We start from the raw sequence: 19,512 nt of genomic DNA on the forward strand, positions 1-19,512 counted from the left end.
ACGCGCCCGTGGGGCGCATGGACTGCGACGAAGGCGACACGCACACGATGAGTTACACGGGTTCCTACATCTGGTCGTTGCGCCGGCAGGTCGGCTCCAGGACGCTGCTGGTGCCCGGCGCACAGGTGCTTCTGATCGACGCCGAGGGCCGCGGACTGTTCCAGCAGCGCGCGGACACCGGGGTCTGGGAGCTCCCGGCCGGCTCCTGTGAGGAGGGCGGCGACTTCACCGACGCCGCCGTCCGCGAGGTCGCCGAGGAGACCGGCCTGCGGGTGGAGCGGGAGGACCTGGTGGCGTTCGGGACGCTCTCCGACCCCCGGGTGCACACCCTCACCTACCCGAACGGGGACGTGACGCACTGCTTCGCGCTCTGCTTCGTCACCCGGCGCTGGGAGGGGGAACTGTCGCCCGGCGCAGACGAGGTGCGTCAGGCCCTGTTCCGGCCGCTCGACGCCCCGCCCCGGCCACTGCACCCGCCCACGGAGGTGGTGCTGTCCATGTACGAGAGTTTCCGTGTGGAAGGCAGGTTTCAAGCCCGGTGAACGCCATGGATCCGATACGCGCGGTGGTGCCCTGCCGGGCCTGCCTGTCCGGCGAGGACCTGGACTGGCTCGGCGGGGGCCGGTCGGTGAGTCTCGCGCTCGGCCTGATGACGACCGTGGAGACCGGTCCGGGCCCCGCGCCCGGGGAAGGGGCCGAGGACGGCTGGCAGCGGGAGGTGTGGGCGTTCCTGCGTGAGCGGCTGCCCGGACTCGGCCCGCGCCCGCCCGCCGTCACCGTACGCAGCGAGGCACCCGCGGCCAGCGGTCTGTCGTCGTCAACGGCACGGATCGTGGCGCTGTTCCGGGCGTTCGCCGACGTCTCCCTCAGCGGGCGCAGCGTCGACGACGCCACGATCACGCAGTGGGCGTACGAGTTCGAGTTCGCCGTCTTCAACGGCGGCGGCATGGACCATCTGGCGGTCGTCGAGGGCGGTGCGCTCCTCCTCGGCGGCCGCGAGCACGGACTCCCCGCGGTACGGGACCGGCTGGAGTTCCCCGAGGAGTGGCGGGTGGTCGTCGTGGACTCCGGTACCCGCAAGGACACCGGACACCACATCCGGGACGTGCGGGCGCAGCTCGCGGCGGGCGACCCCGCGCTGGCCGCCTACCGGTCCACGGCCGACGCGGCCTCGGGCCGGGTCTGGGAGGCGCTGCGCCACCGGGACCTGGCGGCGCTCGGGGCCGCGATGACCTGCGCCCACGAGGCCATGAGGGACCACCAGCGGATGTCGACGCCGCTCCTGGAGGAGCTGCGAACGGTCGCACTGCGCTCCGCCGGCCTGCCGCTGAAGCTCAGCGGGGCCGGCGGGGGCGGTGCGCTGGTCGGCGTCTGCCCGGCGGACGGGGTGGCCGGGACGGTGGACCGCCTCGCGCGGGCCCTGCGCGTCTCCCATCCCGGCGCCCGGGTCGTGCCCACCGCGGCCGCCCCCGGCGCCCGGCGGGAGCCGGTGCCGGTGGCGGGAGGTCAGAGGAAGGGGTCGTAGTCCTGCACGGGCGGGAGCTCGCCGGTTCCGCGGGCGATGCGTTCCAGCTCCAGGTTGGAGCGGTGGCGCGCGCAGTGGAACCGGCAGTCCCGGCTCGGGTCGACGATTCCCCGGCGGTCCGCGTCCTGCCAGATGGTGGCGAGGTCGTCGGTGACGGCGTCGCCGATCTTCGCGAGCGGGTTGCCCCGGTGGTAGGAGCACACGTACACCCCGGAGGGGGTGATGAGCGTGCGGAGTTCGGCGACCCGGCAGCGGTCGTACTCCTTGGGCTGGACGGCACCGACGTGGCCGCGCAGCGAGGTGAGGGTGGAGGAGTTGACGAGCTGGAAACTCTCGCTCTCCAGCCGGGCGGCCTCGGCGAGCTGACGGTCGACGGACGCCAGCATCTCGCCGGGGACCTGCACGATGTGGTGGTCGTCGTCGAACATGGCCTTGGTCTCGAAGTAGTCGCAGCCGATGTCGTGGGCGAGTTCGGCGGCGCGCAGCACCTCGTGGTGGTTGGTGACGGTCTGCCCGCCGGGATCCTGACGGGACATCACGAGGAAGGAGTAGCCCAGCGCGCCGGTCTTCTCGGCGGCGAGCAGCCGCATGTTCTCGATGACCTTGTCGAAGACGCTGCGGCCCTTGCGGTCCGGCCGGAACAGGCCGTACGTCCCGGCGGTGCCGGCGTCGACGGAGACCCGGACCCAGGTGGCGTACCGGGCGAGCTCGGCGAGGTTCTGCCGGATCATCGTGCCGTTGGTGACGACCCCGACGGCCAGGCCCGCTTCGCCGAGGATGCGTAAGACCTTGCGGGTGCCGCGATGGGCGAGGGGTTCCCCGCCGCCTATGAGGACCACCGCCCGTACGGACATGGCGACGAGTTCCTCGGCGAGGGCGGCGAGCCGCTCCGGGGTGAACCGGCCCTGGTTGAGGAGCTTTCCGCTGATGCACTCGGGGCAGGCCAGGTCGCAGAACGTGGTCGGGTCGAGGTCCACGACGAGCGGGGCGCTGGAGGGTTCACCGGCGGCTGCCTGGAGGATCCGGGGCCAGCCCGTGGGCTGGTACAGCTTGGAGACGAGGTCGAGACGGTCGTGCGTCACAGGGTTCTCCTCTGTGGGTGTACGGGGTCCGTCGGCGGGGCGTACCGGATCCGGCAGGGCGTCGCTCAGCCCTTGACCGCTCCGGTGGCCAGCCCCGCGGCGATCTTGCGCTGGACGGCCAGGAAGAAGACGACGACGGGCAGGGCGGTGAGCGTCGCGCCCGCCATCAGTCCGCCGTAGTCGGTGCCGAAGCTGGTCTGGAAGGAGACCAGCCAGATGCTGAGGGTCTGCTTCTCCGGGGTGGACAGCAGGACGTAGACGAGGACGTACTCGTTCCACGCCTGCACCATCGCGAAGACGGAGGTGGCGACGAGTCCGGGTGCGAGCAGCGGCAGGACGATGCGGACGAAGGCACCGAACCGGCCGCAGCCGTCGACCATCGCCGCTTCTTCCAGCTCCGCCGGGATCGCCGCGATGAAGCCGTGCAGCATCCACACGGTGAACGGCAGGGTGAAGACGAGGTAGACGAGGATCACCCCGCCGAGGCTGTCGGTGAGACCGGCGTCGTTGAGCAGCAGGTAGACGGGGATGATCAGGGCGGCGAGCGGGATCATCTGGACGGTGAGGATCACCACGACGAAGGCCTTGCGGCCCGCGAAGCGGAAACGGGCCAGGGCGAACGCGGCGAGGGTCCCGACCACGAGGGAGACGAGCACGGTGCCGAGGCCGATGACCGCGCTGGAGCGGACGTTGGGCCAGAAGGTGTCCGTACCCATCGCGCGGGCGAAGTTGCCGAGCGTGGGACTGCTCGGCCAGAACTCGGGCGGCAGGCTGAGGATCTCGGTCGCGGGCCGGAACGCGGTGAGCACCATCCAGTAGACCGGGAACCCGAGGACGGCGGCCACGACGAGGCCCAGCAGGTCGTAACGGCGTCGGGGCCGGCGTACGGCCGCTGCTCCGTGCCCCTTGCGTGCCGCGCTCATTCGGCCTCACCCAGCCTCAGCATCTGCCGCAGGTAGACGACGGCACCGGCGAGCAGCAGGACGACGGTGACCAGGGCGATCGCGGCCCCGGTGCTGTAGCGGTTGACGGCGAACGACTCGATGAAGGAGTAGACGCCGAGCAGGTAGTACTCGCGCTCCGGCTGCCCGCCGCGCATCAGCCAGATCTGGTTGAAGACGCCGAAGTCCCAGATCGCCATCAGGGTGGTGACCATCACGAAGAGGGGCTTGATCGCGGGGAAGGTGACGTACCGGAACACCTGGGACGGGCGGGCGCCGTCGATGAGGGCGGCCTCCTCCAGCTCCGGCGGGATCTGGGTGAGCGCCGCGTGCAGGCTGACGGCGGCGAACGGCAGCGCACCCCACACGACCACCGCGGTGATCACGGCGAAGCCCTGCCAGGGATCGGTGAACCAGTTGTGCCGGGCGAGGTCGACGCCGGGCAGCGTCGAGAGGAGCCAGTTGACGAGCCCGTAGTCCGCGTCGAAGAGCCAGCGGAAGATGGCCGCGGCGACCATCACCGGCATCGCCCACACCGCGACGAGCACACCGGCGAGGACCGCCCGCACCCAGGACGACGTCCGCCGCATCAGCAGCGCGATGAGCAGGCCGAGCGTCATGGTGAGAGCGACGCAGACGACGGTGAACAGGGCCGTGCGGGCCACCACCGTCCAGAAGAACCCGTCGCCGAGGATCGTCCGGAACTGTCCGAGACCGGCCCAGGGCGGCGTCGCACCGCTGAACAGCTCCTTGCGGGTCATGTCCTGGAAGGCCAGGGTCACCATGTCGACCAGCGGGTAGCCGAGGACCACCACGAGGGCGAGGAAGGACGGGGCGATCAGCAGATAGGGCAGTCGGGGGCGCGGCCTCCGCCCGGCCGGATCAGCGCTCATTGATCACCGCGTCGATCCTTTGGTCCGCCTCGCGCGCGGCGTCCCGCACGGACGCCTTTCCGGTGGCGATGCGCTCCAGCATCTCGGGCAGGACGTTGGACTTCTCCACCGAGGTCCAGCCGGGGGCCAGCGGGGTGACCCAGCCGCGCGCGGCGGCCTGGGCGGCCGGACCGTTGATGCCACCGGCGGCGACGTCGGCCAGCTGCACCGTGTTGTTCGGGAGGGTGTTGGCGGCGATCAGCTTCCGCTGCGACTCGCCGTCGGTGAACAGACGGATCCAGTCGGCGGCCAGCTCCTGGTTCCGCGACTTGGCGGGCACGGCCAGGGTGGAGCCCCCGAGGAACGGCGGGAGCAGCTGCCCGGAGGGACCGGGGAAGGCGAAGGTGGCGAACTTGTCCTTGAGACGCGGGTCGCCCCCGGAACGGGCGTCGGCGGCGGCCTGCGCCTCCCAGGTGTTGCCGTAGAAGACACCCACCTTGCCCTGCCCGACGACGGCCGGCTGGTCGCCGTTGTCCTTCGCCCGGTCGCCGACGTAGTAGTCGTCCAGGAGCTTCTTCCAGGCGGTGAGCCCGGCGACGGACTTCTGCGAGGAGAGGGCACCCTGCCAGCGGCCGTCCTTCTCCACCGCCATCTCACCGCCCGCGTCCTTGACGAAGCCCATGGCGGCGTACCAGTAGCGGCCGGGCATGTAGAAGGCCGAGAAGCCGCGGTCCCCGGCACCGTACTTCGCCTTGAGCCGGTCCAGGTCGGAGATCAGCTCGGGATAGGTGCGCGGGGCGCGGGTGATCCCGGCGCCCTTGAAGTAGTCGGTCCGGTAGACGCCGACGCGCGCTCCCGCGTAGTACGGCACGCAGTACGTCCGGTTGTCGTGGCGACAGGCGTCGGCGAGCGCGGGCAGCCACTGCCCGGACCGCTCGAAGGTCTTCGGATCCAATGGCGCGAAGGCGTCGTTGACGATGTAGTTGGTGGTCTCGCTGTTGCCCATCTCCACCACGTCGGGCACGTTCCGGCCCGCGAGGACGGCGTCCAGCTTCTGGTTCTTCGTCGTCCACTGCTGGTACTGGACATCGACCTTCACGCCCGGGTGCTGCTTCGCGAACCGCTTGTTGGCGGAGGCGACCATCTCCGGCCAGCTCTCGCGGGCGTCCACGGTCAGCCACACCTTCAGATCGCCGCCCGCGCTCCCGCCCGGCGCGCCGCCCTCTCCCGAGCTGCACCCCACCACCGTGAACAGCAACAGGGCTCCCAGGATCCCGGATCGGCGGGGCAGACGCAGTGTCATGGATTCCTCCGTGCGGGATTCATCGAGACGTACGGGACTCGGGCAACGGTCTTCTCACTACCCCGCGGACCGGGGCTCCCCGCCGCGACACGGAGTTTCGGCCGGAAGACAACGGTGTGCTTCCCACCAAGGGCCCAGCGTCACCCTGCTGCGCTGCGCCGATGCAATCGGCCGCCCGGGGGACGGGGCCGCACTCCGGCCACGGTGACGCGAATGCCTCGGTGCGTAGCCGAGTGGCTCTTGACGGTGACGGTGCGCTGCCCGCAGTTTGAGCCCCTGCGGCACTCCACGACCCCGATCGAAGGGCTTGTACGTGACCGAGCAGACGACCACCGCGTCCGACACCTCCGCCCCCGCCGGCTCCGAGCGCCCCGTGCGGGTCAACGCATGGAACGGCTGGGACCCGCTGCGGCATGTGATCGTCGGCCGCGCGGAGGGCACCGTGGTGCAGGCCCCCGAACACGCGGTGCGCCGCGACTACCCCGACGACGGCTTCCCGCTGGGGACGTACGGCCCCATGCCGGCGGACATGGTGGCCGAGGCCGATGAGCAGCTCGACGACTTCGCGGACATGCTGCGCGGCCGCGGCATCCGGGTGGACCGCCCCACCCCGGTCGACTTCAGTCAGGAGGTGTCCACGCCCGAGTGGTCGCACGACTCGATGTTCGGCTGCATGCCGCCCCGGGACCTGCTGCTCACGGTCGGCAACGAGGTCCTCGAAGCGACCATGTCGTACCGCAGCCGCTGGTTCGAGTACCTGTGCTACCGGCCGGTGCTGCAGAGCCTGTTCGACGCCGACGACCGGATGCGCTGGGAGGCCGCGCCCAAGCCGCGGCTCACGGACGCCTCCTACAGGACCGGGTTCTGGGACACGTACAACGACCTGCCGACCGAGGAGCAGCTGGCCCGGGTCCGCGACTACGACCTGGTGCTCACCGAGGCGGAGCCGCTCTTCGACGCCGCGGACGTGGCACGGTTCGGCAAGGACCTCTTCGTTCAGCTGTCGTTCGTCACCAACAGGAGCGGCTACGAGTGGCTGCGCCGCCACTTCCCCGACCACCGGGTGCACGCGGTGACCTCGACCAACACGCATCCGCTGCACATCGACGCGACCTGGGTGCCGTTGCGCCCCGGCCTCGTGCTGCACTGCGGCGAGCGGCTCGCCGACGCCGAGCTGATGGAGTTCTTCAAGCTCAACGACTGGGAGATCGTGGAGGCCGTGCAGCCGGCCAGCTGGGACCATCCGCCGAAGCTGTCCTTCTGCAGTCCGTGGCTCGCCGGGAACATGCTGAACCTCGACGCGAACACGCTGTGCGTGGAGGAGAAGGAGGTGCGGCTCGCCGAGCAGCTGTCCTCGTACGGATTCGAGATCGTGCCGGTGCCGTTCAGGGCGGTCGGGCCGTTCGGCGGCGGGCTGCACTGCGCGACCGTCGACATCGAGCGGGACGGCGCCATGGAGGACTACTTCCCGCACCGGTACGGCCGGTTCTAGGCGGATCCGCGGTGGGGAGGGACGGGATCGGCGCGGTCGTCCTCGACTTCTACGGGACGCTCGTACGGATGGTGGAGCCGCTGCCGCCGGACCACCGCGGCATCTTCGCCCGCCGGGGCCTGACGGCGCAGGCCGGACTCTGGGGCGACCAGTGGTCGGTGGGCCCCGGCGAGGGCGAGGAGCACGCCGCGCACTCGGCCGACGAGACGGCGTACGTGACGTGGGAGCGCGACCGGCTGCGGCGCCGGGCGCGGGCCTGCGGTGTGCCGGAGGCCGGGCTCGAAGGCCTGGTCGCCGAGCTCGACCGGGCGATGAAGGCGGTCCGGCTCGACCTCTACCCGGATGTGCCCGGGGTGCTTGCGGAGCTGCGGGCCCGGGGCCTGCTGATCGGGGTGTGCTCCAACTGGTTCTGGAACCTGGAGGAGTGTGTCGCGGCGGTGGGGATCGGCGGGGCCGTGGACGTGGTGGTGGGCTCGGCGCGGGCGGGCGCCCGCAAGCCGCATCCGCTGATCTACCGCACGCTGCTGGAGCGTTGCGCGCTGCCGGCGGACCGGGTGCTGTTCGTCGGGGACATGTGGGTGCCCGATGTGCTCGGTCCGCTGGCGGCGGGGATGCGGGCGGTGCACCTGTGGCGGCCCGACCGGGCGGTGGACGGTGCCGCGCCGCCCCTGCCGGAGGGGGCGGCGCGGATCACCGGTCTGCGGGAGCTCATCCCGGCAGTGGACTCCGGTGGCGGAGCCGGTCGAGGAGGTTCCGGGTGACACGGACGACGGCCGCGTCCTGTTCGTGTCCGCAGACCACGGGCCAGTCCGTGGTGCCCGCGGTGAAGACGGTGCCGCCGGCGGTGTAGAGGCCCATCGTCGCGGCACGCGGGCTGCTGATGGACGGTTCGCGCACGGGGCCGTTCCAGTGACCCCATTTGAAATGATGGAAATCCTCGTGCACCGGTTCGAGGACGTGAATTCCGAGAACGAGGAAGGAGTCCGGAGTTCCGTCCTCCCCGGTGGCGCGGGCGATTCCGTTCGCGTCGTAAGAGAATGCGGCTCCGTCGCATTCGTATCCGATGAGAGGCGTACCGGCCCCCAGTCGGTCCGCTGTTCCGCCGTCGGATCCGTCACGTAATCCGGTGCCTTCGTAGATCCAGTGATCGGCGTGCTGCACGGTGTATCCGACGCGGGGACGGTCGCCGGGCCATTCCGTGGCGGGCCACATTCCACCGTTCCGGAAACTCACCCCGGTGAGCGCGTTCTCCGGATTCCCGACCCCGTCCGGAACGGGCGCCCACCACTGGTCGGTGGCGGGCAGATGAGGATATTCGTCGCCGACGTGGTGATCGGTGTCCGAGACGAAAGCGGTGTTCCGGTCCGTCGGATGCACCCGCCACCAGCAGGTGTTGGCGCTGAGAAAGGCGATGTTCCCGCCGTCGCGGACGAACCGCTCCGCGTGGGCGCGCATCGCCGCGCTCCAGTATTCGTCGTGCCCGACGCTGAGCAGGAGGTCGTACGAGGAGAGCAGCCCGGGGTCCTCGTGCAGATCGAGGTCGGTGCAGTACTCGACGGGGTAGCCGTGGCGTTCCAGCCAGGCGATGAACGGCGTGTCCCAGTAGGCGAGGTCGATCACACCCCCGGGGCGGTGGAGGCTGACCTTGTGACCTCGGGGTTCATCACCACCGCCGGCCCGGTGGACGGGGTGGTCGTAGAGGCTGACGGCGCGTTCCAGACCGGGCCGGTCGGAGCGGTTGTAGGCGTGCCGGGTGAAGGTGGACTTCTTGTAGAGGATGCGGGAACGGCTGCCGGGGACGCGGGGGCGTACGACGAAGAACTCCCGTGCATGCCCTTCGAGCTGCTCCGTGCCGAGGAGGGGAGGATTCCGGGGGTGACCGGAGCCGCATTCGACGAATTCGACCAGATGGATTCCCGGCTGCCAGTCCTCCGGTACGGGAACGGTGAGCGGCGGCCAGTCCCAGTCGTCGGCGGGCGAGGCGAGTCCGGGTAATCCGTCGGGATGAACCGGCGGCGTGTGCTGTGCACCCGGATACTCCCCGGATTCCCCGACGGGTACGAGTTCCCGGCCGAGCCGGTAGAAGCGCAGACGGAACCGCGGGGCATCGGTGGAGAGATGGAGTGTCACTGCACCGCCGACGGTGACGCTTTCGTGTCCGAGATATCCCTCAATCATGTCGCTCATGCTAGGCAGCCGCCACGGGTGCGACAACGGCGCCGCCAACCGGCCATTCGCGCCCTGTTTTCGGACACGGCGAGTGCATCGCGACTCTCTGTCCTGCCTTCTGGGTAGGGCGGAATCCGGAATAGGGCACGGCCGTCCGACGACCGGTGAGGGGCTCGCATGAGCAATGAATTCCGCGGTGAATTCCGTGTAAGGGAACTGGTGCTGGGGATCGAGGGGCTCGCGCTGCTGCGCCACGCCGTGGACGGCGACGAGAAATTCCTCCAGGACCGGGTGGCGGAGATCCGCCGCTTCGCCCTCGACGAGGAGAAGCTCCCGGACGGCGGGGCCCAGGTCAGCGAGCTCGACGCGGCGGCGGGTTACGCGTCCTGGTCGGCGGTGTACGACTCGCTGCCCAGCTCGTACATCGAGGTGGAGGAACCGGTCGTCCGCACGATCCTGGACGGGATCGCACCGGGCGTGGCGCTCGACGCCGCCTGCGGCACCGGCCGCCAGACCAGGGCGCTGACCGCCTACGGCCACCGCGTCATCGGCGTCGACCAGTCGCCGCAGATGATCGCCAAGGCCCGCGAGCACGCCCCGGACGCCGAGTTCCGCGCCGGACACCTGGAACGGCTGCCGCTCGACGACGACTCCGTCGATCTCGCCGTCTGCACGCTGGCCATGACACACCTTCCGGACCTCGCCCCCGGCATGAAGGAGCTGGCCCGGGTGGTCCGGCCGGGCGGCCGGATCATCGTCTCGGACCTGCACCCGTTCGTCATCGCGCTCCAGGGACAGTGCCTCTTCGCGCACGGCTCCGAGGAACTCGCCTTCGTCCGCAACCACGTCCATCTGCCGAGCCACTACCTGGAGGCCTTCGGCCGGGCGGGACTGCGGGTGCGCGGCTGCCACGAACCACTGTTCAACGGGCGTCTCGCGCCCGGGGGGTACGAGGAGTTCATCGCCGACGCCGCCCGCGCCGCCTGGGAGGGCCTCCCGATCGTCGTCGTCTGGGACATCGAGGTCCCCGCCTAGGAAGGAGCCGGCATGGCCCTGGCACTGGTACGTCATTCGGAACGGCCCGAGCTGTGGGACCGCATCCCCGAGCGGTTCGCCGGCGTGGTGCCCGAGTACAACCTGCACGGAGACATCAACGGCGACTACTGGAACCGGCTGTTCGACGACTTCCCGGAGTTCCAGTTCGTCCTGTACGACGACGAGCAGGACGTGATCGCGGGTGCCGGCCGCTCCCTGCCCCGCACCTGGGACGGCACCGCGGCGGACCTCGGCCCCGGACTGGACGACTCGATCGCGCGCGCCTTCGCGGACCGCGACGCCGGGCGCGCCCCGGACGCGCTGTGCGCGCTGGGCATCGAGGTCGCCGAGGACCGTCAGGGCCGGGGGCTGTCCAAGGTGCTGCTCGACGCGATGGCGGAGACGGCGCGGCGCGCCGGACTCGCGACGGTCCTGGTGCCGGTGCGCCCCACCTGGAAGGACCGCTATCCGCTGGTGCCGATCGAGCGGTACGCGGCATGGACCCGGGACGACGGAACGCCGTTCGACCCGTGGATCCGGACCCAGGTGGGTGCGGGCGGCACCCTCGCGGCGGCGTCCGGGCGTTCCTCGCGGATCAGCGGGACGGTCGCCGAGTGGGAGGGCTGGACGGGCCTGGCCCTCCCGGAGGACGGGGAGTACGTCTTCCCCGGCGGCCTCGCGCCGCTCCAGGTCGACCGGGCACGGGACCTGGCCTCGTACTGGGAACCGGGGGTGTGGATCACACACCGGGCCTGAACGGAACGAGAGGCCGCACGCTCTCCGGGGATGACGGGACGGCCCTAAGGGCTCCCGTAACCCCTGGCGGGCGTGCGACGCCAGCCACGGCACCTCGCCGCGTTGTCGGAACGCCCGAATACGCCCAGTATTCGGGCGTCCCTCCGCCTTGCGATGCACCGCGTCCGACGCCGCACGCTGATCCACCAGGGATGACGGGACAGCCCTTAGTCGAGACCTTCTCCCGCGTGGACGGCGGTCCACGCGAACGCGGCCATCGTACGGACCTCGTCCGGGCCCGCCTCGGGGCGGCGCTCGGGCGGCAGTCCGGCGGGTCCGGCGGTGGCGACGGCGGAGCGCCGCAGCCGGTCGAGCGCGTCGGCGGGCACCCCGTCCGGCAGTGGCCCCAGGCGGCCGGAGGCACGGGCCGCCTGCCGCCCGAGCAGCAGACAGTGGGTCCACAACTCCTGCGCGAACGCGCCGCCGAAGGTCCGGGCCACCTCCGCCGCGAGGTCCTCGGGCAGATGCGCGTCCCGCGCGGCACGGACCGTGTCCTGCGTGAGGCCGGTCGCGGGCAGCGCGTCGGGCCAGCGGTGGTGGCCACGCCCGCCGTCGTCGCCGTGCTCCTGCCCGACCAGCCGGATGTAGCCCTCGCCGTACCGCATGTACGGGATCCAGCTCGGCTCCTCCAGGACGCGACCCCGGGCCAGCAGGGGTGCGGCGTCGGCGGCCGAGGTGGGACAGGCGGCGAGCCGGATGCCCTGTGCGGCGTGGTCGTTGATGCTGGTCGTGCCGATGTGCTCGACGATGTTCGGTACGGCGAGCAGGCTCATCCGGCCGTGCCCCCGGAAGAAGACGGAGAGCAGCTCGTCGTCATGGCGTTCGGAGCTGTCACGGGCGTACGCGCGGAAGCCGGCGGCGCTCCCGGCCGGCAGGCACACGGCGAGGGAGGGCGTGAACTCGTCGGGAACGGCGCGTACCCAGGAGGCACCGGCGAGAGCGGCGAGGCGGGCGGCCGCACCGTTGCGGGCGTGCCAGTTGGTGTAGAAGACCAGCGCTTCGTCGGGGAACCGGCCGGCGGCCGCGGTGACGATCTCCAGGAGCTCGGCGGGGGCGTCGACGTCGTCCTGGACGACCAGGTGGTGACTGGCATCCGGGGCCGCGGCCGACCAGGCGACCAGAGCGGTGCGCAGGGCCGAGGGCGGGCCCGTCGGGGCCGGGTCCATGGCGAGGCCGCCGAGCCGCAGCCGGTCGGCGAGGTCCTGGGCCTGGGCGAGGCGTACGGGGTGGGTCATGACGGCCGAACTCACATGGGGCTTGGTCACCTTGGTCACACTGCGCTCCTCGGCATGGGCGGTCGTCGGTCATGGTCGCAGAGCGCGGACCGACGGACCCCGGTGTGCCGGGAGTTTGGCCGGATCAGTGGCGGTGGCGGCTGTTCCAGTGGGAACGGGCGGCCGGCTCACCGTCGGTGGAGAACCGTACGGCGCGGTGGTGGCGGGGACCAGGGGCACGGTCGCCGGGCGCATCCGGGGACCGGTGACCGCGAAGGAGCAGAAAGGCGGCGATGAGCCAGGACAGGCCGACGACGGCATCGGCGTACACGGTGACGGCGAGCGGAGGAGCGGCGATGTTGTGCACGGCCGCCACCGCGAGGACCGCGAGGCCGGTCCCGGCCGTGAATAACAGGCACCTCAGGGTGGGCCGCACTGTGAACACCTCTCGTCCGCCGTACCACTTCCACCCAGTGAACGGCAGGCGTTCGCACCGTGTGACGGTCCATTCCGGCCAGGCTGTTTCCGCCACGTCGCGAGGCACTCGTCGCGTCACCCCTGCCACGCCGCCGAGCCGGGGTGCCGGCCGTGCGGATGCACGGCTCGAAGCGGTTGGCGCGGGTGGCAGAGGCCACCGTGGGGAGCGCGTCCGCTCACCTCTCGTTCACGGTCCGCGAGGCGCTCCTGCTCACACTCCTGCTCACACTCCTGCACCCACGCGGCGGCCCGGAGGCTCGTGGGCTGGGTGGCCACCGTTGTGCTCCCGACGTGCGGCGAGGCGAACGGTGCAGGACATCGATCGGCCGTCCGGGCGTTGCGGGCCCGGTGCCGGCGACAGAGCAGCCCCATCGCCGGTGTCGTCGAGTGGAACGGCTTCGACGGGCGCACCATGGAAGGGCGCGCACGCGATACGGGGGTGACCTGGGCAGGAGTCCTCCGGTGGCACGTGGACGGTTGCGGATCTACCTCGGGGCCGCCCCCGGGGTCGGGAAGACGTACGCCATGCTCGCCGAGGGGCAGCGGCTGCGTGCGCGGGGCGCGGATGTGGTCGTCGGCTTCGTCGAGCCGCACGGGCGCCGGCCGACCGCGGCCATGGCCGACGGTCTGGAGACGGTGGCCCGCCGTACGCTGAGCCACCGCGGTGCGCTCTTCACCGAGATGGACCTCGACGCGGTGCTGGCCCGCCGTCCTCAGGTCGCGCTGGTCGACGAGCTGGCCCACTCCAACGTTCCGGGGGCCCACAACGCCAAGCGGTGGCAGGACGTGGAGGAACTCCTGGACGCGGGCGTCGATGTCGTCACCACGCTCAACGTCCAGCACCTCGAATCCCTCAACGACGTGGTACGGCAGATCACGGGCGTCACACAGCGGGAGACTCTGCCCGACGAGGTGGCCCGCCGGGCCGACCAGATCGAACTGGTCGACCTGCCGCCGGAGGCACTCCGCCGCCGCATGGTCCATGGCGACATCTATGCGCCGGACCGCATCGAGTCCGCCCTCACGCACTACTTCCGGGTGGGCAACCTCACCGCCCTGCGCGAAATCGCCCTGTTGTGGCTGGCCGACCGGGTGGAGGAAGGGCTGCAGCGCTACCGCGCGGAACACGGCATCGTCGCTCCCTGGGAGACCCGGGAGCGCATCCTGGTGTCCCTGAGCGGCGGGCCGGAGGGCGAGACACTGGTCCGCCGTGCCGCGCGGATCAGCGCTCGTACCCCCGGAACCGAGCTGCTGGCCCTCCACGTGGTCCTGGAGGACGGACTCGCCGGCGTCGAACCGGCGGTACTGGACGCCCAGCGCACCCTCGTGGAGTCGCTCGGGGGCAGCTTCCACCAGACCACGGGCGAGGATGTCGTCGATGCCCTGCTCCAGTTCGCCGAGGCGGAGAACGTCACCCAGATCGTGCTGGGCGCGAGCCGGCACGGTCGCCTCGCCTCCCTCCTGAGAGCCGGCGTGGGAGAGCGGACGATCAAGGGGTCCGGCCCCATCGACGTGCACATCGTCACCCACAGGGAGGCGGCAGGGTCCGCGGCGCCGAGGCTTCCGCGTCCGAGCCGCGGCACGGGCCCGAGACGGTACTGGGCGGCGCTGGCCGGCGCCGTGGTGCTGCTGCCCGCACTGACGTTCCTGCTGACCGCGGTGCGTGGCCGTCTCGACCTTTCCAGCGACCTGATCCTCTATCTGCTCGCCGTCGTCGTGGTCGCCCTGGTCGGAGGGCTCTACCCCGCACTGCTCGCCGCCGTCGCCGCCGCGCTGCTCGCCGACTACTACTTCATCGCCCCGGTGCACTCGCTGGCCGTCGAGCGCCCCGACGCGATCGTCGCGCTCGTGGTGTTCGTCGCCACGGCCGCTCTCGTCGGCACGGCAGCGGGAACGGCTGCCCGGCGTACGTATCAGGCCGTACGCGCGACATCCGAGGCGAGGGCGTTGAGCCGCCTGGCCGCCGCCATGATGCGTGGCCAGGATCTGACGGCACTGGTGGAGCAGATCCGGGAGAACTTCGGTCTCAGTTCGATCAGCCTGCTCGAAAGGGATCCGGAAGCATCTCCCGTGCCCCGTTGGTACGTGGTCGCCAGCGCCGGGGAGCGGCCACCGGAGAAGCCCTACGAGGCGGATGTGGAAAGCCCCGTCGACGACGATCTCACGCTGGCCGTGCGCGGCTCGGGACTGAGCACGCAGGACCGGCGCGTTCTCGCCGCGTGCGCCGCCGAACTGGGTCTGGCACATGCGAGAGGGCGGATCAGCGGGTGTTCCGGTGGCGCGGACACCTTCGCCGACGCCGAACGGACCCGGGCATCCCTGCTCCTCGCGGCAGGACGTGATCTGCGTGCTCCGCTGCACACGGCCGAGGAGTCGCTCGTGCGCCTGCGGCGCCGCAGCGCCGGCGCGACGGTCCCGGAGGAGGCGCAGTTGCTGGAAACCGCCCGCGCGGCGGTGCACCGAGCGGCGCAGCTGGTCACCGACCTCGACGATGTGAGCCGTCTGCACGCCGGGGCACTCGATCTCTACCTCCGCCCGGTGGACCTCAACGAGATGCTGGGTGCCGCCCTGGACGATCTCGGGCCCGGCGGCCACTCGATCATCGTGCGCCTGCCGGAGCGCCTGCCGGACGTGATCGCCGACGCCGCTCTTCTCACCCGCGCGCTGACCGCTCTGGGGGCCGATGCCTTGCGGCACAGCCCGTCGGACCGGCCTCCCGTCGTCACCGCCGAGGTCCACGCGGGCCACGTGAGGATCCGGGTGGAGGACGGTGTGTCCGACCGGGGCCGAGGAGTGGGCCCCGAGCCATTGCGGGCTCCGGGTCCCAGGGCCGGCAGCCTGGCCGTGCGGCTGTCGCGCGACTTGGCCGAGGCCATGGACGGGACCCTGGAGACGGCCGCTGAGAGCCCCGGCTTCGCGGTGATCCTCGCTTTTCCGAGTTCCGCGTCCGACCGCACCGCGACAACCGGCCGTGACGAGTGAATACACGCCTTTCGCCGTCATCCCATCGGCGCACAGGGCTGCGGGGCAATCGCGGCGCCAACTGATATAGCGTCAGAATTGAATCCATCTCGTCTCCGGACCAACTCCGTATGCCGGTCGGGAGGGCATGAAATTCCCGTTCCTCATGACTCTGCGGGGTGCTTCGCGCATGTCGGACATCGCGTACATCGGCCTCACGGCAGTGGTGTTCGCCCTCATCGGCCTGGTCGCCAAGGGGGTCGGACGCCTGTGAACGTGGAAAACGCCGTCGGCCTGACCGTTGCCGCGTGCCTCGTGATCTACCTGGTCGTCTGTCTGATCTTCCCCGAGAAGTTCTAGGAGAGATCCCGGATGAACGACACCCTCGCGGGCTGGCTCCAGGTACTTGCCCTGGTGATCGCGCTGGGTCTCTCATTTCGCCCGCTGGGCGGCTACATGGCCCGCGTCCTGACCGCTGATCACCACGGGCGGGCCGAGCGCCTGATCTACCGGGCGGGCGGAGTGGACGGCGACGCCGACCAGAAGTGGCCGGTCTACCTGCGGAGCATTCTGGCCTTCTCGGCCGTATCGGTGCTGTTCCTGTACGCGTTTCTGCGTCTGCAGAACCATCTCCTGCTGTCCCTGGGAATGAAGCCGGTTTCCACGGACCAGTCGTTCAACACCGCGGCATCCTTCGTCACCAATACCAACTGGCAGTCGTATTCCGGTGAGTCGGCGATGGGGCATCTGGTCCAGATGGCGGGCCTGGCGGTGCAGAACTTCGTCTCCGCGGCCGTGGGCATGGCCGTCGTCGCCGCACTGATCCGGGGCTTCAACCGGAAGAAGACCGATCGTGTCGGGAATTTCTGGGTGGACCTGACACGGATTGTGCTTCGCGTTCTGCTGCCGTTGGCCTTCGTCTTCGCGATCGTTCTGGTGGCTGCCGGTACCGTCCAGAATTTCCACGGAATCCACGACATCACCACCATCGCGGGCGGGCACCAGGGCCTGACCGGAGGCCCCGTGGCCTCCCAGGAGGCCATCAAGGAACTGGGCACCAACGGCGGTGGTTTCTACAACGCGAACTCCGCGCACCCCTTCGAGAACCCCAACGCCCTCACCAACCTGATCGAGATCTACCTCATGCTGGTCATCGCCTTCTCGCTCCCGCGGACTTTCGGGACGATGGTCGGCGACAACCGCCAGGGGTACGCCGTCGTCGCCGTGATGGCATTGATCTGGGGCGCATCGGTCGCCGTCGTCACCGCCAACGAACTGCACAGCGTCAGCAGCACCGCCGGTCACGCGGCCGGCGGAATGACGGAGGGCAAGGAGACGCGGTTCGGGATCTGGGCCTCGGCCCTGTTCGCCGTGTCCACCACACTCACGTCGTGCGGAGCGGTCAACTCCTCCCACGACTCGTACACGCCGGGCGGCGGCGGAATGACGATCTTCAACATGATGCTGGGGGAGATCGCACCTGGCGGCGCCGGATCCGGGCTCTACGGGATCCTGATCCTGGCGATCGTCGCGGTCTTCGTCGCCGGACTGATGGTCGGCCGGACCCCCGAGTACCTGGGCAAGAAGCTCCGGGGCCGGGAGATGAAGTTCGCGTCGCTCTACATCCTGACCACGCCCGTCGTCGCACTGGTGGGCGCGGGGCTGGCGATGGCGCTCCCGGGAGAGCGGGCGGCCATGCTCAATTCCGGACCGCACGGTTTCTCCGAGGTCCTGTACGCCTTCGCGTCGGCTGCGAACAACAACGGCTCGGCGTTCGCAGGGCTGAGCGCGAACACCGTCTGGTACAACACCACGCTCGGTGTGGTCATGCTCGTCGGCCGGTTCCTGCCGATGGTGTTCGTCCTGGCGCTCGCCGGCTCGCTCGCGGGACAGCAACCCGTTCCGGTCACCGCGGGCACCCTGCCCACGCACCGGCCGCAGTTCGTCGGACTGCTGAGCGCGGTGATCCTTATCGTCGTCGGTCTGACCTACTTCCCCGCGCTCGCGCTCGGACCCCTCGCGGAAGGCCTGCACCGATGACCACGACCGCCACTCCCGCTCCCACCCCGCCGGGCGCCGGGCGTCAGCAGCACCGGGTCTCGGGCGGACTGCTCGATCCCGGGCAGCTTCTGACGTCCTTCCCCGACGCCCTGCGCAAGCTGGATCCGCGTGTGATGGTCCACAACCCTGTCATGTTCGTCGTGGAGGTCGGGGCGGTACTGACCACACTGTCGGCCATCGGATCACCCAGTGTCTTCGCCTGGGTGATCACGGGGTGGCTCTGGCTGACATCCGTGTTCGCCAACCTCGCCGAAGCAGTGGCCGAGGGACGCGGCAAGGCCCAGGCGGATACTCTCCGTCGTGCCAGGACGACCACCACGGCCCGCCGTCTCACCGGCTGGCGGCCGGGCGCGACCGACGCCGCGGAGCAGGAAGTCCCGGGCGCCGCTCTCCGTCTGGGTGATCACGTCGTCGTCGAGGCCGGGCAGATCATCCCCGGCGACGGAGACGTGGTCGAGGGCATCGCGAGCGTCGACGAATCGGCCATCACGGGCGAGTCGGCACCGGTGATCCGCGAGTCCGGTGGCGACCGGTCGGCCGTCACGGGCGGTACCAAGGTCCTCTCGGACCGGATCGTCGTGAAGATCACCTCCAAGCCGGGGGAGACCTTCATCGACCGGATGATCGCACTCGTGGAGGGGGCCGCGCGGCAGAAGACACCGAACGAGATCGCGCTCAACATCCTGCTGGCATCCCTCACGATCATCTTCCTGATCGCGGTGGCGACCCTGCAGCCCTTCGCCGTCTTCGCAGGGGCGGAGCAGACCATCGTCGTCCTTGTCTCCCTCGTGGTGGCCCTCATCCCCACGACGATCGGTGCGCTCCTCTCGGCGATCGGCATCGCGGGCATGGACCGGCTCGTGCAGCGCAACGTGCTGGCCATGTCCGGGCGCGCGGTGGAGGCCGCGGGCGACGTCAATACCCTCCTGCTCGACAAGACGGGCACCATCACGCTCGGCAACCGCCAGGCCGCCGAGTTCCTCCCGGTGAACGGTGTGAGCACCGAGGAACTCGCGGACGCCTCCCAGCTGTCCTCGATCGCCGACGAGACGCCCGAGGGACGCTCGATCGTCGTCCTCGCCAAGCAGCAGTACGCGCTCCGCGGACGCAGCGAAGGAGAGCTGGCCCAGGCCCGGTTCGTACCCTTCACTGCCCAGAGCCGGATGAGCGGTGTCGACCTCGACGATCCTCAGGAGAACCTGTCCTTGCGCAAAGGAGCGGCGACGGCCGTGATGCGCTGGGTCCGTGACAACGGCGGCCACCCCACGGCAGAGGTCGGCGGCATCGTCGACGGCATCTCCGCGAGCGGTGGCACCCCGCTGGTCGTCGGCGAAGTGACCCGGCGCGGCGACGCGCCCGGCGCCCGCATCCTCGGCGTCATCCACCTCAAGGACGTCGTCAAGGAGGGCATGCGGGCGCGGTTCGACGAGCTGCGCCGGATGGGCATCAAGACGGTCATGATCACCGGCGACAACCCGCTGACCGCGCGCGCCATCGCCCAGGAGGCCGGCGTCGACGACTTCCTCGCCGAGGCCACCCCCGAGGACAAGATGGCGCTCATCAAGCGCGAGCAGGGGGGCGGCAA

The 19,512-nt window shown here is 70.6% G+C and carries 18 protein-coding genes; 11 read left to right on the plus strand and 7 right to left on the minus strand.

What is annotated here, in order from left to right; all coding sequences use genetic code 11:
* The first annotated feature begins 17 nt into the window (after window positions 1-17).
* Both AB0D53_RS35110 and AB0D53_RS35115 read left to right on the plus strand, forming a co-directional pair.
* Window positions 18-542: an NUDIX domain-containing protein gene (locus AB0D53_RS35110; protein WP_362453339.1), complete on the plus strand. Its 525-nt coding sequence runs from the start codon at window positions 18-20 to the stop codon at window positions 540-542.
* A 5-nt stretch (window positions 543-547) separates the two neighbouring features.
* Entirely contained in the window at window positions 548-1,525 is a 978-nt protein-coding gene (locus AB0D53_RS35115; protein WP_362453340.1) for a galactokinase, read from the plus strand.
* Here the strand turns inward: AB0D53_RS35115 and AB0D53_RS35120 are convergent.
* The 4 genes from AB0D53_RS35120 to AB0D53_RS35135 all read right to left on the minus strand — a co-directional run bounded on the left by AB0D53_RS35120 (window position 1,507) and on the right by AB0D53_RS35135 (window position 5,723).
* On the minus strand, window positions 1,507-2,607 hold the full coding sequence (locus AB0D53_RS35120) for a radical SAM protein (RefSeq protein WP_362453341.1): 1,101 nt from the start codon (window positions 2,605-2,607) through the stop codon (window positions 1,507-1,509). The genes AB0D53_RS35115 and AB0D53_RS35120 overlap by 19 nt on opposite strands.
* A gap of 65 nt (window positions 2,608-2,672) precedes the next feature.
* Entirely contained in the window at window positions 2,673-3,530 is an 858-nt protein-coding gene (locus AB0D53_RS35125; RefSeq protein ID WP_362453342.1) for a carbohydrate ABC transporter permease, read from the minus strand.
* A complete protein-coding gene (locus tag AB0D53_RS35130; RefSeq protein WP_362453343.1) occupies window positions 3,527-4,441 on the minus strand; it encodes a sugar ABC transporter permease in 915 nt (304 codons plus the stop codon). Before AB0D53_RS35130 ends, AB0D53_RS35125 begins: the two co-directional genes overlap by 4 nt.
* Complete coding sequence (locus AB0D53_RS35135; protein WP_362453344.1) at window positions 4,431-5,723, minus strand: extracellular solute-binding protein; 1,293 nt, start codon at window positions 5,721-5,723, stop codon at window positions 4,431-4,433. The genes AB0D53_RS35130 and AB0D53_RS35135 overlap by 11 nt, the downstream gene beginning before the upstream one ends.
* 313 nt (window positions 5,724-6,036) lie before the next feature.
* Here AB0D53_RS35135 and AB0D53_RS35140 point away from each other — a divergent pair, with 313 nt between their 5' ends.
* Window positions 6,037-7,215 carry a serine/threonine protein kinase gene (locus AB0D53_RS35140; RefSeq protein ID WP_362453345.1) on the plus strand — a complete coding sequence of 393 codons (1,179 nt, stop codon included), beginning with the start codon at window positions 6,037-6,039 and terminating at the stop codon, window positions 7,213-7,215.
* Window positions 7,216-7,226: 11 nt separating this feature from the next.
* The gene (locus tag AB0D53_RS35145) at window positions 7,227-7,976 is read left to right on the plus strand and encodes an HAD family hydrolase (protein ID WP_362453346.1); all 750 of its coding nucleotides are present in this window, start codon (window positions 7,227-7,229) and stop codon (window positions 7,974-7,976) included.
* Here the strand turns inward: AB0D53_RS35145 and AB0D53_RS35150 are convergent.
* Window positions 7,924-9,393, minus strand: coding sequence for a N,N-dimethylformamidase beta subunit family domain-containing protein (locus AB0D53_RS35150; protein ID WP_362453348.1), 1,470 nt, complete (start codon window positions 9,391-9,393; stop codon window positions 7,924-7,926). The two genes, AB0D53_RS35145 and AB0D53_RS35150, sit on opposite strands and share 53 nt — an antisense overlap.
* A gap of 168 nt (window positions 9,394-9,561) precedes the next feature.
* On the opposite strand from AB0D53_RS35150, the gene AB0D53_RS35155 reads away from it, so the two are divergent.
* Together AB0D53_RS35155 and AB0D53_RS35160 are read left to right on the plus strand one after the other, a co-directional pair.
* A complete protein-coding gene (locus tag AB0D53_RS35155) occupies window positions 9,562-10,419 on the plus strand; it encodes a class I SAM-dependent methyltransferase (RefSeq protein WP_362453349.1) in 858 nt (285 codons plus the stop codon).
* A gap of 12 nt (window positions 10,420-10,431) precedes the next feature.
* Window positions 10,432-11,175 carry a GNAT family N-acetyltransferase gene (locus tag AB0D53_RS35160; protein WP_362453350.1) on the plus strand — a complete coding sequence of 248 codons (744 nt, stop codon included), beginning with the start codon at window positions 10,432-10,434 and terminating at the stop codon, window positions 11,173-11,175.
* 206 nt (window positions 11,176-11,381) lie between these two features.
* On the opposite strand, the gene AB0D53_RS35165 is transcribed toward AB0D53_RS35160, so the two are convergent.
* Complete coding sequence (locus AB0D53_RS35165; protein ID WP_362453352.1) at window positions 11,382-12,488, minus strand: hypothetical protein; 1,107 nt, start codon at window positions 12,486-12,488, stop codon at window positions 11,382-11,384.
* An 85-nt stretch (window positions 12,489-12,573) separates the two neighbouring features.
* Window positions 12,574-12,795, minus strand: coding sequence for a hypothetical protein (locus AB0D53_RS35170; protein WP_362453353.1), 222 nt, complete (start codon window positions 12,793-12,795; stop codon window positions 12,574-12,576).
* Between the two features lie 572 nt (window positions 12,796-13,367).
* Between AB0D53_RS35170 and AB0D53_RS35175 the strand changes: the two genes are divergently transcribed.
* The 5 genes from AB0D53_RS35175 to kdpB all read left to right on the plus strand — a co-directional run.
* On the plus strand, window positions 13,368-15,887 hold the full coding sequence (locus AB0D53_RS35175) for a DUF4118 domain-containing protein (RefSeq protein ID WP_362453355.1): 2,520 nt from the start codon (window positions 13,368-13,370) through the stop codon (window positions 15,885-15,887).
* A 127-nt stretch (window positions 15,888-16,014) separates the two neighbouring features.
* The gene (locus AB0D53_RS35180) at window positions 16,015-16,140 is read left to right on the plus strand and encodes a hypothetical protein (protein WP_362453357.1); all 126 of its coding nucleotides are present in this window, start codon (window positions 16,015-16,017) and stop codon (window positions 16,138-16,140) included.
* Window positions 16,137-16,226: a K(+)-transporting ATPase subunit F gene (gene kdpF / locus AB0D53_RS35185; protein WP_362453359.1), complete on the plus strand. Its 90-nt coding sequence runs from the start codon at window positions 16,137-16,139 to the stop codon at window positions 16,224-16,226. Before AB0D53_RS35180 ends, kdpF begins: the two co-directional genes overlap by 4 nt.
* Before the next feature lie 12 nt (window positions 16,227-16,238).
* Complete coding sequence (kdpA, locus tag AB0D53_RS35190) at window positions 16,239-17,906, plus strand: potassium-transporting ATPase subunit KdpA (RefSeq protein ID WP_362453360.1); 1,668 nt, start codon at window positions 16,239-16,241, stop codon at window positions 17,904-17,906.
* The coding region (gene kdpB, locus AB0D53_RS35195; protein WP_362453361.1) for a potassium-transporting ATPase subunit KdpB at window positions 17,903-19,512 on the plus strand (1,610 nt) is incomplete at its 3' end. The genes kdpA and kdpB, both read left to right, overlap by 4 nt.

The organism is Streptomyces sp. NPDC048295 (assembly GCF_040652135.1).
Lineage (GTDB): Bacteria > Actinomycetota > Actinomycetes > Streptomycetales > Streptomycetaceae > Streptomyces.

Coding starts and splice junctions, on each gene's coding strand:
- AB0D53_RS35110 (WP_362453339.1), top strand. CDS start 18: ATGGACTGCGACGAAGGCGACACGCACACGATGAGTTACACGGGTTCC.
- AB0D53_RS35115 (WP_362453340.1), top strand. CDS start 548: ATGGATCCGATACGCGCGGTGGTGCCCTGCCGGGCCTGCCTGTCCGGC.
- AB0D53_RS35125 (WP_362453342.1), bottom strand. CDS start 3,530: ATGAGCGCGGCACGCAAGGGGCACGGAGCAGCGGCCGTACGCCGGCCC.
- AB0D53_RS35130 (WP_362453343.1), bottom strand. CDS start 4,441: ATGAGCGCTGATCCGGCCGGGCGGAGGCCGCGCCCCCGACTGCCCTAT.
- AB0D53_RS35135 (WP_362453344.1), bottom strand. CDS start 5,723: ATGACACTGCGTCTGCCCCGCCGATCCGGGATCCTGGGAGCCCTGTTG.
- AB0D53_RS35150 (WP_362453348.1), bottom strand. CDS start 9,393: ATGATTGAGGGATATCTCGGACACGAAAGCGTCACCGTCGGCGGTGCA.
- AB0D53_RS35155 (WP_362453349.1), top strand. CDS start 9,562: ATGAGCAATGAATTCCGCGGTGAATTCCGTGTAAGGGAACTGGTGCTG.
- AB0D53_RS35160 (WP_362453350.1), top strand. CDS start 10,432: ATGGCCCTGGCACTGGTACGTCATTCGGAACGGCCCGAGCTGTGGGAC.
- AB0D53_RS35180 (WP_362453357.1), top strand. CDS start 16,015: ATGAAATTCCCGTTCCTCATGACTCTGCGGGGTGCTTCGCGCATGTCG.
- kdpA (WP_362453360.1), top strand. CDS start 16,239: ATGAACGACACCCTCGCGGGCTGGCTCCAGGTACTTGCCCTGGTGATC.